Source organism: Algoriphagus pacificus (genome assembly GCF_017254845.1).
GTDB classification, from domain to species: Bacteria; Bacteroidota; Bacteroidia; order Cytophagales; family Cyclobacteriaceae; genus Algoriphagus; species Algoriphagus pacificus.
Genome location: NZ_JAFKCU010000004.1, coordinates 237,306 through 253,760, shown reverse-complemented (window position 1 = coordinate 253,760; position 16,455 = coordinate 237,306). Strand labels below are relative to the sequence as shown.

Annotated in this window: 18 protein-coding genes; 3 read left to right on the top strand and 15 right to left on the bottom strand. The window is 38.8% G+C overall.

Annotation, left to right across the window (positions count from 1 at the left end; genetic code table 11):
- Positions 1 to 21: 21 nt before the first annotated feature.
- Positions 22 to 939, top strand: coding sequence for a hypothetical protein (locus J0A69_RS17505; RefSeq protein WP_206587906.1), 918 nt, complete (start codon positions 22 to 24; stop codon positions 937 to 939).
- Between the two features lie 37 nt (positions 940 to 976).
- Here J0A69_RS17505 and J0A69_RS17500 read toward each other — a convergent pair whose 3' ends face one another.
- Positions 977 to 1,963: an aldo/keto reductase gene (locus tag J0A69_RS17500; RefSeq protein WP_206587905.1), complete on the bottom strand. Its 987-nt coding sequence runs from the start codon at positions 1,961 to 1,963 to the stop codon at positions 977 to 979.
- A 156-nt stretch (positions 1,964 to 2,119) separates the two neighbouring features.
- Here J0A69_RS17500 and J0A69_RS17495 point away from each other — a divergent pair, with 156 nt between their 5' ends.
- Positions 2,120 to 2,512, top strand: a complete 393-nt coding sequence (locus tag J0A69_RS17495) for a Dabb family protein (RefSeq protein WP_206587904.1) — start codon at positions 2,120 to 2,122, stop codon at positions 2,510 to 2,512.
- Positions 2,513 to 2,564: 52 nt separating this feature from the next.
- On the top strand, positions 2,565 to 3,884 hold the full coding sequence (locus J0A69_RS17490) for a S41 family peptidase (protein ID WP_206587903.1): 1,320 nt from the start codon (positions 2,565 to 2,567) through the stop codon (positions 3,882 to 3,884).
- Positions 3,885 to 3,913: 29 nt separating this feature from the next.
- On the opposite strand, the gene hisIE is transcribed toward J0A69_RS17490, so the two are convergent.
- The 14 genes from hisIE to J0A69_RS17420 all read right to left on the bottom strand — a co-directional run bounded on the left by hisIE (position 3,914) and on the right by J0A69_RS17420 (position 16,282).
- Positions 3,914 to 4,522: a bifunctional phosphoribosyl-AMP cyclohydrolase/phosphoribosyl-ATP diphosphatase HisIE gene (hisIE, locus tag J0A69_RS17485; RefSeq protein ID WP_206587902.1), complete on the bottom strand. Its 609-nt coding sequence runs from the start codon at positions 4,520 to 4,522 to the stop codon at positions 3,914 to 3,916.
- A gap of 2 nt (positions 4,523 to 4,524) precedes the next feature.
- Positions 4,525 to 5,280: an imidazole glycerol phosphate synthase subunit HisF gene (gene hisF / locus J0A69_RS17480; protein ID WP_206587901.1), complete on the bottom strand. Its 756-nt coding sequence runs from the start codon at positions 5,278 to 5,280 to the stop codon at positions 4,525 to 4,527.
- 201 nt (positions 5,281 to 5,481) lie between these two features.
- A complete protein-coding gene (hisA, locus tag J0A69_RS17475) occupies positions 5,482 to 6,198 on the bottom strand; it encodes a 1-(5-phosphoribosyl)-5-[(5-phosphoribosylamino)methylideneamino]imidazole-4-carboxamide isomerase (RefSeq protein ID WP_206587900.1) in 717 nt (238 codons plus the stop codon).
- Between the two features lie 175 nt (positions 6,199 to 6,373).
- Positions 6,374 to 6,970, bottom strand: a complete 597-nt coding sequence (gene hisH / locus J0A69_RS17470; protein ID WP_206587899.1) for an imidazole glycerol phosphate synthase subunit HisH — start codon at positions 6,968 to 6,970, stop codon at positions 6,374 to 6,376.
- Between the two features lie 87 nt (positions 6,971 to 7,057).
- Entirely contained in the window at positions 7,058 to 7,837 is a 780-nt protein-coding gene (locus tag J0A69_RS17465) for a phenylalanine 4-monooxygenase (RefSeq protein WP_206587898.1), read from the bottom strand.
- 244 nt (positions 7,838 to 8,081) lie between these two features.
- Positions 8,082 to 9,101, bottom strand: coding sequence for a bifunctional 3-deoxy-7-phosphoheptulonate synthase/chorismate mutase (locus J0A69_RS17460; RefSeq protein ID WP_206587897.1), 1,020 nt, complete (start codon positions 9,099 to 9,101; stop codon positions 8,082 to 8,084).
- A gap of 89 nt (positions 9,102 to 9,190) precedes the next feature.
- The gene (gene trpA / locus J0A69_RS17455; RefSeq protein WP_206587896.1) at positions 9,191 to 9,964 is read right to left on the bottom strand and encodes a tryptophan synthase subunit alpha; all 774 of its coding nucleotides are present in this window, start codon (positions 9,962 to 9,964) and stop codon (positions 9,191 to 9,193) included.
- A gap of 140 nt (positions 9,965 to 10,104) precedes the next feature.
- Entirely contained in the window at positions 10,105 to 11,283 is a 1,179-nt protein-coding gene (trpB, locus tag J0A69_RS17450; RefSeq protein ID WP_206587954.1) for a tryptophan synthase subunit beta, read from the bottom strand.
- Between the two features lie 44 nt (positions 11,284 to 11,327).
- Positions 11,328 to 11,954, bottom strand: coding sequence for a phosphoribosylanthranilate isomerase (locus tag J0A69_RS17445; RefSeq protein ID WP_206587895.1), 627 nt, complete (start codon positions 11,952 to 11,954; stop codon positions 11,328 to 11,330).
- On the bottom strand, positions 11,954 to 12,775 hold the full coding sequence (trpC, locus tag J0A69_RS17440; protein WP_206587894.1) for an indole-3-glycerol phosphate synthase TrpC: 822 nt from the start codon (positions 12,773 to 12,775) through the stop codon (positions 11,954 to 11,956). Before trpC ends, J0A69_RS17445 begins: the two co-directional genes overlap by 1 nt.
- A gap of 7 nt (positions 12,776 to 12,782) precedes the next feature.
- Positions 12,783 to 13,793, bottom strand: coding sequence for an anthranilate phosphoribosyltransferase (gene trpD, locus J0A69_RS17435; protein ID WP_206587893.1), 1,011 nt, complete (start codon positions 13,791 to 13,793; stop codon positions 12,783 to 12,785).
- Between the two features lie 31 nt (positions 13,794 to 13,824).
- Positions 13,825 to 14,394, bottom strand: coding sequence for an anthranilate synthase component II (locus tag J0A69_RS17430; protein ID WP_206587892.1), 570 nt, complete (start codon positions 14,392 to 14,394; stop codon positions 13,825 to 13,827).
- A gap of 51 nt (positions 14,395 to 14,445) precedes the next feature.
- Positions 14,446 to 14,835: a four helix bundle protein gene (locus J0A69_RS17425; RefSeq protein WP_206587891.1), complete on the bottom strand. Its 390-nt coding sequence runs from the start codon at positions 14,833 to 14,835 to the stop codon at positions 14,446 to 14,448.
- Between the two features lie 34 nt (positions 14,836 to 14,869).
- Positions 14,870 to 16,282 carry an anthranilate synthase component I family protein gene (locus J0A69_RS17420; protein WP_206587890.1) on the bottom strand — a complete coding sequence of 471 codons (1,413 nt, stop codon included), beginning with the start codon at positions 16,280 to 16,282 and terminating at the stop codon, positions 14,870 to 14,872.
- Positions 16,283 to 16,455: the final 173 nt, after the last annotated feature.

Genomic DNA, 16,455 nt, shown 5'->3' with positions numbered 1-16,455 from the left:
AAACTAAGCCCTAAACCCGATATGAAAAAACTCATTTTCCCCATGCTTCTTTGCCTCATCCTCTCTGGCAAATCATTCTCCCAAACCAAGAATGACAAAATCTATATGCAAGATGAAATCAAAGAGGTGACTGTAAAGGAAGTAGGAAACAATCACATAAAATACACTTTCCCGGGTGAAGAAGTCCTCTATACGGTTAATAAAAACCTAGTGGACAAGATTGAATTTTCCAGTGGAAGAACTGAAGAGTTCAAGACTCCTTTTCAAGAAGTAAATACCCTATTAGATATCAAGAAAGTGTTTGTCACTTTCAATCCTGTAGAAGTGGAAGGTTTGGAAATAAAAGGTGATCTGTTTTCAAAGGCTGTAGGTGTAACTACTTTATCGAGCGTCAACAATGTGAATAACAGAGCCTTGACAAAACTTAAAACAGAAGCTTTCATGATGGGAGCCAATGCCCTATTTATTGGTAACCAGTTTCAGAGAGGAAATCAATATGGTAATGAATATACTCCTGGGAACAGCACAATGACCACTTATTCCGCGAAAGCATATACTTCCGAAAAGTTAGATATCGCTGCAGCTAAAGAAATGATTGCCAATCATAAATTCTATTATTACCAAAAATTAGAACTTGGGAGAAATGCCTGGAGCCCAAATCTTACTATACAGGAATCCGTGGATAAAGACTATTTCCCGATTTTAATGGAACTAGGTCAAGTAACAGAAAAAGAAGGTGAATTATTTATCAAAATGAGTGATAGCAAGTTGGGTGGCAAAAAATTACAGGTTGTCAGAGTGGGCGAGGACTTCATTTCTTTGATGGAGCGAACAGATAAAAAGATAATTAATTACGATTTCTTATTGGATCAACACAAACGTGTTCAGAACCAAATGAAAATGGCTCAGCTTCGGAAAGAGAAAGAAAATGGTCAATAATAAAAAAGCCTTGGTTTCAGAAACCAAGGCTTTTTTATTACCACAAATGATGAACTTCTGATTTGATATATTTTTCATAGACTGTGGTGGCCATTTCCATCTGCTCAGGTGACAAAGGAGGTAAGCTTGAAACTTTCGAATTTGATTCTAATTGGCTCAGCTTGGATGCTCCAGGAATAACCGTGCTCACCTCAGGAAACATTAAGACCCATTTCAAGGCAAATGCTGCTAGTGATTGCCCGCTTCCCAATTCCTTTTTCAATTCCTCAATTGCTTCAAAGGCTATATCGAGAGGAACACCTGAAAAGGTTTCTCCTTTATCAAATGCTTTTCCTTCGCGATTAAAATTCCTGTGATCATCCTTGTCAAAAGTCGTTAGAGGCGAAAATTTACCACTTAATAGCCCACTCGCCAATGGAACTCTCACAATAATTCCGATATCATTTTTAGCTGTATTTCTAAAAAGAATTTCTGCTGGTTTTTGGCGAAAGACATTAAAAATTACTTGAATCGATGAAACAATGTCATACTTCATAGCACTCAAACCCTCAGTCACCTTTTCAACACTGACTCCCATGGCAGCTATCTTTCCTTCTTTTTTCAGGTCTTCAAAAAGCTCAAATATCTCATCTCTTTTATATACCTCATCTGGCGGACAGTGAAGCTGAATTAAGTCTAATTGATCCAATCCTGTATTCCTTAAGCTATCCTCCACGTATCTTCTCAACTTATCAGTTGTGTAGCCTTCATTCAAATGCGGCTGGATTCTCCTACCGCATTTTGTGGCAACATAGATTTTTTCAGACCGTTCTCTTACAGCTTTTCCTACTGCTGCTTCACTTAATCCTCCATCGTAAACATCTGCGGTATCTATAAAATTGATACCCTGATCAAATGCACTATGTAAAAGTTCCTCAGCTATTTTTGGGTCAAATGGTTTTCCCCAGCCTCCACCTACTTGCCAGGTTCCTAGTCCAACTTCGGAGATCTCGAATCCTGTTTTTCCTAGTTTGCGATAATTCATGAATATTTTTAATTAAACAATTGCCAGAAATTCAATTAAGGCATCGGGCTTTCAAAACGACTATCGAAAAGCAATATAAATTTTTATCTTTAGAATCTTTGAGGTAAATCTATCTTGTATTTTTAAGATCAATTTCCCTCCAATCCTAATCAAACCATGAATTCAAGAAGAAATTTCTTAAAAACCGTTGGTGTAGCAAGTGCTGCAGCAGTATTACCTATTAATTCAATCGCTAAAGAAATGGCAAAACAAAAAATGATTCATCAGGTATATTTTTACCTGCATGATGTAGCAAACACAGAAGAGTTTTTAACCGAGGCTGTGCCTATGTTGGGAAGATGTAAAACAGTAGGGAAATTTATCGCAGGCACACCCGCAGCTACTGCTAAAAGAGATGTAGTAGATCATTCTTTTCAGGTTTCCTGTACACTTTTCTTTGATAGCTTAGAAGACCAAGATGTTTACCAATCTGACCCTCTGCATCTAGAATTTATAGAGAAATATTCCCATATGTGGAAAACAGTAAAAGTTTACGATATCGCCATCTAGTAAACCTTGATTCCAATAATATCCGTATCTAAATAGCAATCTTGAACTTATCATGAAAAAACACTATCTGTACCTGAGTTTGTTGCTAGTCGGAATCTGGTCTTGTAACAAAAAAGACGATCCCACTCCCAATCCGCAATCCAATGCTGTTAGGGATGCGATCTATTCTGGCATGGAGGAATGGTATTATTGGAATAAAGAACTTCCTGCAAAGCCCAATACCTCTGACTTTGCATCGAATGAAGAGTTTTTAGAGGCAATAAAGTTTAAGCCCCTAGACAGATTTTCATACCTGACAACTCAAGAAGACTTTAATAACGCCTTTGTGGGTAGAAATGCCGGACATGGATTCGGTTTTGCCTTTGATGCGAATGAAAGGCTATTCCTCACATTCGTATTTGATGAATCACCTGCAGGAAAAGATGGTTGGCAGAGAGGCTGGGAGATTCTAGAAGTGAACGGTAAACCCATTTCTGAATATAAGACCTCTACGGGGGGATATGATTTCAAATTAGGTGGTCCTGATCCCGGAATTACAAACTCCTTTAAATTCAAACTTCCTGACGGAACCGAAACGACACGATCAAATACAAAGGCGGAATATCAATCCAATTCTGTTTTGTATCAATCCGTCATAGATCTTTCAGGAAAAAAAGTTGGCTATTGGGTTTACAACAGCTTTAAAGCTACCCAAGGATTAAGTCCCACTCAGAGTAAGGAAGTAGAAAATTCTATGGCCTATTTTGAATCAGAAAATATTACGGATTTAATTATTGATTTGAGGTATAATGGTGGGGGATCTGTAGATGTAGCAGAGCAAATTTTAAACTCTCTGATTCAACTTAGCAATGATTACAAGGTAATGTATACCAACAAGTTGAACTCCCTTAAAAGCGATTTCAATAAAACTGAGAACTTTGTAAAAAAAGGAAATTTGAACCTAAATAAACTTGTGTTTATCACCTCAAGAGGTTCTGCTTCTGCTTCAGAATTGGTCATCAACTGTTTGGATCCATATTTTGATATTACCTTGGTAGGTGACAATACTTATGGAAAGCCTGTTGGCTCTTTTCCATTATCCTCTTACGAACCGGTATTGAAGGAAAACAATGTGGAGCTTGTTCCAATTACATTTTCTCTTTCCAATGCAAATGGCAAAGCTGATTATTTTGATGGATTTCCTGCAGATTTTCTAGTGGGAGACACTCCTCAATTTAACTGGGGATCAGAAAATGATTTAAGATTGGCCGCTGCAATCCAGGTCTTGGAAAATGGAAATGTGAACAGCAGGCTCGTCAACACATTCTATCGACCTAAATGGGAGATGATAGATCAATTCAAAGGGCTTCAACAAGAATTCCCAGCTTACTAAAAATAAAGCCCGATTGAATCGGGCTTTATTTATTTTTTCTGATGTCTTTCTATCAGCACATCCATTACTTCATCTAGTTCATATCCTTTGGCCTCCAACAAAACCAAATAGTGGTAAAGTAAATCCGCCGCTTCCCCCATAAATAATTCTTTGTTGTCGTCTTTAGCCTCGATCACGATCTCTACCGCTTCTTCTCCAACTTTCTGGGCAACTTTATTGATGCCTTTGGCAAAAAGTGAGGCTGTATAGGATTTGTCCGTTGGATTGTTTTTTCTATCCTTGATAATGGCTCTCAGCTGGTCAATAAAACCAATTTTAGAAGAATTCACCTCAGCAAAACAAGTATCTGCACCTGTGTGACAAACCGGACCTTTTGGATTAGCTTTCACCAAAATAGAATCTCCGTCACAGTCAACAGAAATTGAAACTAGCTCCATGAAATTTCCAGAGGTTTCTCCTTTTGTCCAAAGCCGGTTTTTGCTACGGCTAAAAAAAGTCACTTGTTTAGTTTCCTTGGTTTTTACCAAAGCCTCCTCATTCATATAGCCTTGCATCAGTACTTTCCCGCTCAAAGCATCTTGTACTATTGCAGGCACTAAACCGTCCATTTTTTTGAAATCAATTATTCTTTCGCTCATTACTAGTTTCTTATGCTGATTTCTGAATCGGCGAGGTATCGCTTCAATTCAGGAATTCCAATCTCTTTAAAGTGGAAAATACTTGCTGCCAAAGCTGCATCTGCTTTTCCAAAGGTAAACACATCTTTGAAATGTGCCATGGTCCCAGCTCCCCCAGAAGCAATAACTGGAATGGAAAGTGCTGAAGAAATCTCAGCTAATAATTCATTGGAAAATCCAGCTTTAGTCCCATCATGATCCATGGAAGTCAGAAGAATTTCTCCAGCACCACGTTCGCAGACTTCCTGAGCCCATTCTTGTGTTTTTAGAAGCGTTGCCCGCCTGCCTCCATGAGTATGGACAAAGTCAATTCCGTCTACATTTCGGGTATCTATCGCTACAACAATGCATTGAGAACCAAACTCGGCAGCCATTTCATTGATAATTTGAGGATTTTTCACCGCTGAAGAATTGATGGAAATCTTATCGGCTCCGGCATTAAGCAATACTTTCACATCCTCTACAGTAGAAATCCCGCCTCCCACTGTAAATGGAATATTGATGGCTTTGGCCACTTTTGTAACTAATTCCGCTAAAGTTTTACGCTTATCTACGGTTGCAGTGATATCCAAAAACACCAATTCGTCAGCCCCTTCATCCGAGTAAATTTTTGCCAACTCCACCGGATCACCTGCATCACGCAGCTCAACAAAGTTCACTCCTTTGACTGTTCGGCCTTCTTTGATATCTAGGCAGGGGATTATTCGTTTAGTAAGCATTATTTGAATTCTATTAACATTTCTTCAATATTCATTATTCTAATTTTCTGAAGTACGAAATACGCCCCTATAGTTATCGGGGTTCGAGGTCTATTTTTGTGTTTACCATCCTCCCCATATTTAGCCTTTTTTGATGGTGAGAATTGATATTGATAATTGAGGTTCAGTTCAATCTCGTAATTCTTATTTCGTAAATCGTACTTAAACGAAAGCTGCCAATTCCTCCAACGTTACTCTTCCTTCATAATAGGCCTTCCCAACGATTGTCCCGTAAACACCTATTTTCTCCAGTTCTTCCAAATCTTTCACAGAGGATACTCCTCCACTTGCGATCAATTTTACGCCAGGAATTTCTTCTAAAATCTCTTTGTATAAATCCGTAGATGGACCTTGAAGCAATCCGTCTTTTGCTACATCCGTACAGATCACATAGCTGATTCCTTTCTCGACATAGTCTTTGATAAATGGAATCAAATCCACGGAGGTAGTTTCTTCCCAACCTCCGACTGCGATCTTTCTGTTTTTGGCATCAGCACCAAGAATGATTTTATCAGCGCCAAATCTGGTGATCCAACCACCAAATAGTTCTGGGTTTTTCACTGCAATACTTCCACCAGTTACCTGCTTTGCTCCGAATTCAAAAGCCTTCTCAATTTCCTCATCTGACTGAATTCCTCCCCCAAAATCAAGTTGTAAACTAGTCCCGCTTGTTATTCTTTCCAGTACATCTCCATTTACAATCTTTTTGGCTTTGGCACCATCAAGATCTACCAAATGAAGTCTTTGGATTCCAGCTCCTTCAAAACGCTTGGCCATTTCCAAAGGATCGTCATGGTATTCTTTTTTGCTGCTGTAATCGCCTTGGCTTAGTCGGACACATTTACCTCCGATAAGGTCGATTGCTGGGATTATTTGCATTTTTTTTGAATTGGAAAATTGAAAGATTGAAAGATTGGAAAATTATGATTTAACATTAATTATTGAAGGGCTGTCAGCATATTTCAAAGGAAACATGGGGATTTGAGTTTTATTCTTGTTGTGAAGGTGCAGAAACACCTCGTAACTCGTATTTCGTAAATCGTTATTTATGATTTTAAATCCTTAAGAAATTGCTTAACAGCTTCTCTCCCACTAAGCCACTTTTCTCAGGGTGAGCCTGAATGGCATAGTAATTATCCCGATGAAGAATTCCGGAAAAATCATGGATATAATGCGTACTTGCCAGAGTCAAATTGCTTAGTTCCGCATAATAGCTATGCACATAATATACAAATGGGTTTGCTGGAAGATCGGCTAGCAATGGATTGTTTTTTAAATCCTCCAATTCATTCCAACCTACATGAGGCACTTTGAATTCCTGGGAATTTTCAGGCACAAACTTCTTCACTTTCACCGGAAAAATCCCCAAACACTTCGTGTCATTTTCTTCAGAGTGCTCACACAAAAGTTGAAGTCCTAAGCAGACTCCCAGAAATGGCTGTTTCAAATCTCCAATCAAAGTGTCAAGGTTCCTTTTCTTGAGGTATTTCATTGCTGTGCTGGCTTCACCTTGACCAGGAAAAACAACTTTATCTGCTGACCTGATTTTTTCAGCATCGTCTGTCAATTCAGCTTGCACGCCTAGACGTTCCAATGCATAAAGAACCGACTGGACATTGCCGGAATTGTATTTTATGACTGCTATTTTCATGTATTGTCTGATGTCCGATGTCCGATATTCGATGAATTTACACCGAACATCGGGCACCCGACTTTTACATTTCAATTCTTACAAATTCTACTTTTCTTTCTCCAGCAACATCTCTTCAAGAACCGCTTCTATTTCCGGAAGTGATTCATAAAGTTGCTCGTAATTCTCTATCACAAAATATTTATCCTGAAAGTGATCTTTCCAGTATTCTTGATTCAAAATCCTCCGCACATCGTAATCGTAATGCTTTGGCTCATTTGAAAGGCTGAATTTAGTCTCTCCGGCCGAACTTAAGATACCAGCCCCGTAAATTTTTAACTCTCCATCCTCTTTTATCAGTCCAAATTCAATTGTAAACCAATAAATCCTGCTCAACAACTGAATTGCCCATGGATTATCGATGTGTTTCAAAGCGATCCCAGAAAGCTTTTCCAGAAAATCGACATAAGGCTGATTGGTCAACATCGGCATGTGGGCAAAGGCATCGTGAAACATATCAGGCTCTTCCAAATAATCCAATTGCTCCATTTTCCTCAACCAAGTGGACGAAGGAAATCTTCGATTATTCAATAGTCCAAAGAACAAATCATCATCAATCAATCCTGGAACCACCTGAACTTCCCACCCTGTAGTTTTGGATAAAATCTGATTGAGCTCATCAAAATTTGCAATCTTATCCGCAGAGAAATTCACAATTTCAACTCCCTCTAAATAGGCTTTTGAGGCAGCCTTCGGTAGGTTTGGCATCTGCCTTTCAAACAATATCTTCCAGACTTTAAAATCCTCAGCAGTGTAAGCATCGTACTCCTGCTTGAGCTTCTGTAATCTCGGGTCAGTAAAAACCCAGTCTTTTGGTTTTGAATTCATGTTCATGGTATTTGGGTATATTCTTGAGTATTTATAACTATTCTCTCTGTCTTAAGTTCGTCAATTTCAAATCTGGCAAAACAAAAAAGGCCTACTCCAGTAAGGAATAGGCCTCTATATTTTTACCAAAAAACCATAGCAATCCTACCCCTTCATTGAGAATGGTGGTAAGAATGATGTACAAAGGTTCTTGGTGTCGGATTCATGCAACTAATTTAAGCAGGTTAATCTAGAAATCAATTTTTTACAACAAATCAAATCCTTTTCGCATCGCGAAACTCTCTCTGATCCAAGAGATCAATCTTGCGCTTTGGACAAAATCTAAAGTTTGTTGGCCATCGGAATAAGCTTTCTCAGGAATTTCGTGGGATTCATAGATGATTCCATCGGCACCCGACATCACTCCTGCCAAAGCCATTTGTGGCACATAAGCACGGATACCGATACCATGAGATGGATCGACGATCACAGGCAAATGTGATTTTGCTTTTAAGATTGGAATCGCATTCAAATCCAAAGTGTTTCTGGAAGCTCTTTCATAAGTTCTGATTCCTCTTTCACAGAGAATCAACTTTTCATTTCCTCCGGAAAACACATATTCAGCAGATTGCAAAAGCTCTTCAATTGTTCCAGAGATCCCGCGTTTGATCATTACTGCTTTATCTACTTTGCCAAGTTCGTCTAGCAAGTTGAAGTTTTGAGAGTTTCTCGCCCCTACTTGGTACACATCCACATAAGGATACATTTCTTCGATCTGAGAAGTCTGCATCACTTCAGTCACGATTTTAATACCTGCTTCATGGGCGATATTGTACCATAACTTTAGTCCTTCCAATCCCAAACCTCTAAATGCATAAGGGCTACTTCGAGGTTTGAAAACCCCACCTCGCATCATCTTTACATTATTTTCAACACAATGAGCTACCACAGCACGGATTTGTTCCTCGGACTCAATCGAACAAGGTCCGGTGATGATCGCCATTTCTCCATCTTTGATAAATACATTATCACCCAAATCAATGGAAGTTGGTTTTGCTTTCCACTTTTTAGAAACCAATTTGTATTCGTCAGAAACGATATGGATATCAATGATTCCATCCATCTGACCGATTTTACGGATGTCAAATTCCTTTTTGCCGATACCAATCAGGTAATCCCCTAATTGGGTTTTTACTTCGGTAGTTTTGTAGCCGATACCGTTGATTTTATCGATCAGGTTTTCCTTTTGCTTAGAGGAAATATCTGGCTGAAGTTGAATAATCATTATTTAAGTACGATTTATGAAGTACGAATTAGGAAGATAAACTAAACGTTAAGCGTTTTAGTGAATCAAAGGTTTGATTGTGATTTTTTTCAATTCACCACTGATTGAATGTATCGCTGGATATCCTCACTTAGGTTTTTTGAATCCTTCACAACTTTGATAAATGCCGATCCAATGATGGCACCATTACTATAATTAGATGCAGTGGTAAATGTTTCTGAGTCTGAAATCCCAAAACCTATCAGCTTTGGATTTTTTAAGTTGAGTGCTTTCACCCGATCGAAATAAGAAATCTGCTCTTCAGAAATCCCTGCTTTTGCACCGGTGATGCTATGGGATGAAACCATGTAAATGAAGCCTGAGGTATTCTCATCGATTTCACGGATTCTCTTTTCGGAAGTCTGAGGTGAAATAAGAAATGTATTGACCAAACCATATTTCTCAAACAATTCCTTGTAGTCATCAATGTATTGCTGCATTGGTAAATCCGGAAGTATCAATCCATCCACTCCTACCTCTTGACATTTTTTACAAAAAGCCTCCATTCCGTATTGCATGATAGGATTTAGGTACCCCATCAAAACAACAGGAATGTGGATTTTGTCCCGAAAACCAGCTAATTGCTCAAAAATTTTCTTGAGAGAAATCCCATTTTCCAAAGCAATCATATTACTATCCTGAATGGTTGGGCCATCGGCAACTGGATCAGAATAAGGTACGCCCACTTCAATTATATCCGCTCCACCAGCTTGGATTGCCTCCATGATGGGCAATGTATCTTCCAGTTTCGGGAAGCCAGCAGTAAAGTAGATCGAGAGAACGCGATCTTTTTTATTTTCAAACAGCTTATGTATTCTATTCATTTTTTCTAATTTTTTTTGAAATACGAGGCACGAAATACGAGCTTTAACTTTAAAATTGAGGCTTTAGAGAAAACTCCATACCATCTAAAAAATTTGTCTGGAGTTCATCACCATATCGTATTTCGTATTTCCAAAATCATTCAATACTTCCCCCATTTGATGTAGGTATCCAAATCTTTATCGCCTCTTCCAGAAAGGTTGATCACGATCACATCATCTTTGGAGTATTCAATTAGATTCAAGGCATAAATAGCGTGTGCAGACTCGATAGCTGGAATGATTCCTTCCAATCGACTAAGCTCAATACCAGCTGCCATAGCATCTTTATCCTCAACCGCTACAAATTCTCCTCTTCCCACATCAAACAAATGCGCATGCACAGGTCCGATTCCTGGATAATCCAATCCAGCAGAAATAGAGTGAGGCTCAACTACCTGACCATCTTCAGTTTGCATCAGTATAGTTTTTGATCCATGAAGAATGCCTGGAGTTCCTTTAGCAGTTGTTGCTGCTGTTTTTCCTGAATTCACTCCCAATCCTCCAGCTTCTGCAGCAACTAATCGTACTCCTGGCGTATTATAATAATGATAAAAAGCACCCGCAGCATTGGATCCTCCACCAACACATGCAATAACTAAATCTGGATTTTCTGTTCCTTCTTTCTCCTTCAATTGCCATTTAATCTCCTCCGAAATCACAGATTGAAATCTGGCAACCATCTCTGGATATGGATGAGGCCCAACCACAGAGCCAATGATATAATGAGTATCCACAGGATTATTGATCCAAGCTCGCATCGCTTCGTTTGTCGCATCTTTCAAAGTCTTGGAACCGGAAGTTGCGGGAACCACTTGTGCTCCCAAAATCTTCATTCTTTCCACATTTGGATGCTGTCTAGCAATGTCAATTTCACCCATATAGATGGTACAATCCATTCCCATCAGCGCGCAGACAGTTGCCGTAGCCACACCATGCTGGCCGGCCCCGGTTTCTGCTATGATCCGCTTCTTTCCGAGCTTCTTTGCCAAGATGATCTGTCCGATGGTATTGTTTACTTTATGTGCCCCTGTATGACAAAGATCTTCTCTTTTCAGGTAGATTTTTGCTCCATATTTTTCTGATAATCGCGAGGCAAAATATAAAGGAGTAGGTCTTCCCACATAATCTTTGAGTAATCCTCTGAACTCATCCTGAAACTCCTTTGAGGCCATGATTGACTCATAATTCTCTCTCAGTTCTTCCACATTTGGGTGAAGCATTTCGGGAATGTAAGCTCCTCCGAATTTGCCATAAAAACCCTTTTCATCTACTTTGATCATCTGTTGTTCGTTCATGTTGTCAGTGATTAAATGATCACTAAACTTTATTTCAACAATGTATTTTTAAAAGCTTTTAGCTTTTCAATATTTTTTAATCCTGGTTCCACCTCAAATTTTGAATTGAGATCCACTCCTATCAATTGAGGAATAACCTCGGAATATTTCTTAATTTCAATAACTGAATCTTCGTCAATCCCACCACTCAATAAAAAGATAACATCAAAGGGATATTCATGAAGCAGTTGCCAATTAAATTTCTTTCCCGAACCGCCATGATTTTTGGTTGCAGTATCGAAAAGAAAACAATCAACTAACCCCACATAATCTCTCAATGTTTCCCAATCAATGGAACTTCCTACAGAGATTACTTTCCAGATTTTTACATCTGTTTTCAGTTTCAATTCTTTTACAAATGCCGCACTTTCATTTCCATGTAGTTGAACAGCTGCTAATTGAAATTCATTGATTTTTTCCAACAAATAATCCAAGGATTCATTTACGAAAACTCCAACTTTTGGAATTGTTATCTCTGCTGTTTTTGAGGCAATCTCTGAGGATACAAAGCGTGGAGATTTAGCATAGAAAATCAATCCCATCCAATCAGGCTTAATTGATTTCTCTAATGCCAGCATGTTGGCCGGCTCTCGCATCCCACAAACTTTGATAATCATCAGGCTTGATCTAAAGCGGTTTCTTTCGCCAGCAGTTTCTTGTATTCTTTGATAAAATTATAAGCTGCTTGCTCTGGTCTAGAAGATTTCATGAAATTCTCTCCGATCAAGAATCCATCAAAGCCAGCTTTTTTCAAAGTCACCAAAGTTTCAGGCTTTGAAATTCCACTTTCGGAGATTTTCACAAAACTGGATGGGATTTTCTCTACCAATTCCAAAGAGGTATCAAGCGAAACTTCAAAGGTCTTGAGGTTTCTGTTATTCACACCCACTAGATCCAACTCTTCGCATAAGCTTCTTTCAAGTTCTTCCCCATCATGTACTTCCATCAAAACTTCCAGTCCAAGACTTTTAGCAAAAGCTGCTAAACTTTTCAATTTAGCTGGTTCCAAAGCTGCCGCTATCAAAAGAATACAATCCGCACCGATTGATTTTGCTTCCAGGATTTGGTATTCATCTATGACAAAATCTTTTCTGAGAATAGGGCAGAAATTAAATTTTCTAGCTGATTTCAAATCTTCATTGGATCCTCCGAAGAAATCCTTGTCAGTTAATATGGAAAGAGCTGATGCTCCAGCCTGCATGTAACCGATACTTACGGTTTCAATCTGTGCCGCACCATTAATAATTCCCTTCGAGGGAGATTGTCTCTTAAACTCAGAAATAATCCCTGACTTTTCCGCATCAGTGACATAACGCTTCATGGAAACTACTTTTCCTTCGAAAAAAATACTTTTCTCTAAAAGTTTCACAGGGACTAAACTGCTCTTCTCAGCTACTTCTATATGCTTCTGAGCAATGATTTTATCTAAAATATTCATAGGTTTTTTAAGCTAAAGAAACGCTTGTTTTAGGGTTGACTAGACCATCAAATACTTCCAAGGCTTTGCCTGATAGCAATACCTCTTCTGCTTTAGCAACAGCATCTACAAAGGAAAGCCCTTCTTCTGCTGTTACCAACGCAGCTGCTGAATTAGCCAGTACAACTGCGTTTTGACTTTTGGTCCCTTTTCCTTTTAATATGTTTTCAAAGATTTTAGCGGATTCTTCTATGGTGGTCCCGCCTAAGATAGAATCAGCTTTCAGTGTTTTCAATCCAATATTTTCTGGGTTAAGCACTCTTTCCCCCTCATTGGAAATCATTTTAAATGGTCCTGTTAATGAAATCTCATCGTAGCCATCTAAGGCATGGAGGATAGAAAATCTACCGTTCATATCTTGGTATAAATAGCCATATAAGCGCGCCAACTCCAAGCTGAAAACACCAACCACCTGTTTCTTGGGGAAACTTGGATTTACCATCGGACCAAGCATGTTGAAGAAGGTCTTAACCCCTAGTTCCTTACGGATGGGAGCCACATTTTTCATAGCTGGGTGAAATAATGGTGCATGCAAAAAGCAAATCCCTACTTCGTCCAAACTCTTTCTGATCTTATCAATGTCATTTGTGAATTCATAGCCAAAATAAGCCAGCAAATTCGATGAACCGCAAATGGAAGAAACGCCAGTGTTTCCATGTTTAGCCACATTTTGCCCTGCTCCTGCCACAATAAATGAAGACAGTGTGGAAATATTAAAGGTGTCTTTTCCATCTCCACCTGTACCGCAAAGGTCCATGGCATCGTATTCTGCAATCTCTACAGGAACACAAAGTTCCAGCATTGCCTCTCGGAAACCTGATAGCTCTTCGACAGTGATACTTCTCATCAAATAGACAGTCATAAATGCCGCAATTTGACTTGGATTATAATTTCCACTTGCCAGGTTTTTCAGAACTTCTTTTGCCTCGGATTTTTCCAAGGTTTTATGGGCAATAAGGTGATTGATAATTTCTTTCATGATTGGGTTGGATTAAGGGGATTACGAATGATTACTCATTCTCCAGCCAGTTGCGAATGATTTGAACTCCGTTTTCTGTCAGAATACTTTCAGGATGAAATTGAAGACCTCTTACATCTAAGGTCTTATGTCTCACTCCCATAATCTGCTGATCAGGAGTTCGGGCTATGATCTCAAGTTCCGGCGAAAGGGTGGATTCGTCGATGACCCAAGAATGGTACCTACCAATATTAAATGTATCTGGAACGCCTTTAAAAAGCAAATCAGGCTGAACTTTCACTTGAGACGCTACTCCGTGAAGCACTTCTGAGAGATTGATTAGACTACCTCCAAATGCCTCTCCTATCGCCTGATGACCGAGACAAACTCCAAGAATAGATTTAGTTGGACTGTATTTCTTAATCAAATCCGGCATGATTCCCGCATCTTCGGGCACACCTGGCCCAGGAGAAAGAAGAATCTTATCGTATTGATCCACATCTTCCAAGGATATCTTATCGTTTCGGAAAATATCCATTCGATCACCATAGCCTAATTGCCTCACAATATAAACCAGATTGTAAGTGAAGGAATCGTAATTATCTAGGACTAATATTTTCATTTATATAGATTGTAATATTGGAAAATTGAAAAATTGGAAGATTTGTTAGAGTTAATCCTTTTTGTTTTTCCCGTTTTCAAATTCATTTAAATATTTAATTAAGCCTTTTAATTCACTTGACAGATCGATTAAATCCGAATAGTATTCGTCATAAATTTCCTTGTCTATTTTTCCTGTTGAAAGCAATAAAAAAAGCTGACTTCGGAGTTCACCTGCCGAACCTTTTGATATTTCTAGATATCGGATAAACTGCCTATTTCTATTATATTCAAATCCCTCAGCAATGTTATTAGAGATCGAAATTGCAGACCCAATCAGTTGATCTTTGGCACGATAGTCTTTTCCTAATTTTTCAGATTCTACCAATCCATAAATTCTCACTCCTATTCTAATTGCGTGCTGCCAAACGGGCAAGTCTTCGAATCGATCATATTTTGCCATAATTTTTCAATCTTAAAATCTTTCAATTTTCCAATTAAATTTTCTCCGCCGTTCTAAGAGCCACTCTTAGTGCTTCAAGCTTGTTGGAAACTTCTTGTAGTTCTGAAGGAATAGATGATTTGGCCACCACTCCTGCTCCTGCTTGGAATCTTAACTTATTGTTTTCCGAAACAAATGATCGGATTAAAATAGCGTGGTTAAAATCCCCATTGAAACCTAAATAGCCGATAGCCCCACCGTAGAATTCCCTTGATATATTTTCAAGCTCATCGATTAATTCCATGGCTCTGTATTTAGGTGCTCCTGAGAGTGTCCCTGCAGGAAAAGTATCTGCCACCAATTGCAATGGATTTGCACCTTGATGCAGTTCACCAGTCACCTTAGAAACCAAGTGGATTACATGAGAATAGTATTGGATCTCTTTGAAAACCTCCACATTAACGTGCTCAGATGATCTTGAAAGGTCGTTTCGAGCAAGATCCACCAACATCACATGTTCTGAGTTTTCTTTCGGATCATCATATAGTTTTCTCGCCAAAACCGCATCATCTTGATCATTTCCTGTTCTTCTGAAAGTTCCGGCAATTGGAAAGATGGTAGCCTTTTTGTTTTTCACTACAATCTGTGCTTCTGGAGAACTACCAAAGACCTTGAAGGATCCATAATCAAAGTAGAATAAATAAGGAGAAGGATTGACTGAACGAAGGGCACGGTAAACATTGAATTCATCACCTTTAAAAGCAGTGCTAAATCTTCTGGAAAGCACAATCTGAAATACATCTCCCTTAAAGCAATGCTCTCTGCCTTGGTTTAATATTTTCAAAAACTCCTGATCTGAATAGTTTGAAGTTTCTTCACCGATTCGCTTGAAAGAATAAGCAGGGATATTCTTATTGTTTAAGAGTATTTCTATCTCATCCATCTGAGCTTCGGATTTATATCCCTCTACCTGATGCTCAAACATGTGGAGTTCATTTTTATAATGATCCACCACGATGATATTTTGGTAAATGGAATATTGAAGCATCGGAACCTGACTCTCCTTGGTGTTTTTGAGTTTGATATCCTCAAAATAGGCTACCGTATCATATTGGATATATCCAAATAAGCCATTAGTACTGAATTTAAACTGATCTGGTTCGCGGGAAAACTTATTACCAAATGCCCTTAAGCTATCCATCAACTTCTGTTGGCTTGTCACCTCATAGACCTCTTTCTTACCAGAGGGGAGTTTTTCCTCTACTTTCCCAGCATTAAAGCTGAAAGTCGCAAGTGGATTGAAACAGATATAGGAATAACTATTTTCCTGGCCATGGTAATCAGAGCTTTCCAGCAAAATCGGGTTGACAAATCTGTCTCGGATCTGCAGATAAATACTCACTGGAGTAATCGTATCCGCCAATCTTTTTCTATAGGAGGTAAGGATTTGAAAATTTGACTTGGACATTAGTTATAAGTTTTTGATCATAAAAAAAGGCTTACTGGGAAATCCAGCAAGCCTTTATATTTCGTGCAGCAATTTCAGGCACGGGCTTTCTGAGCTTTCCCTTGGAAAGAATTCAGATGCCACCACCAGATATTTGCTTTTATTGTTTTCATAAGTTTCGGACAAATTTAGAA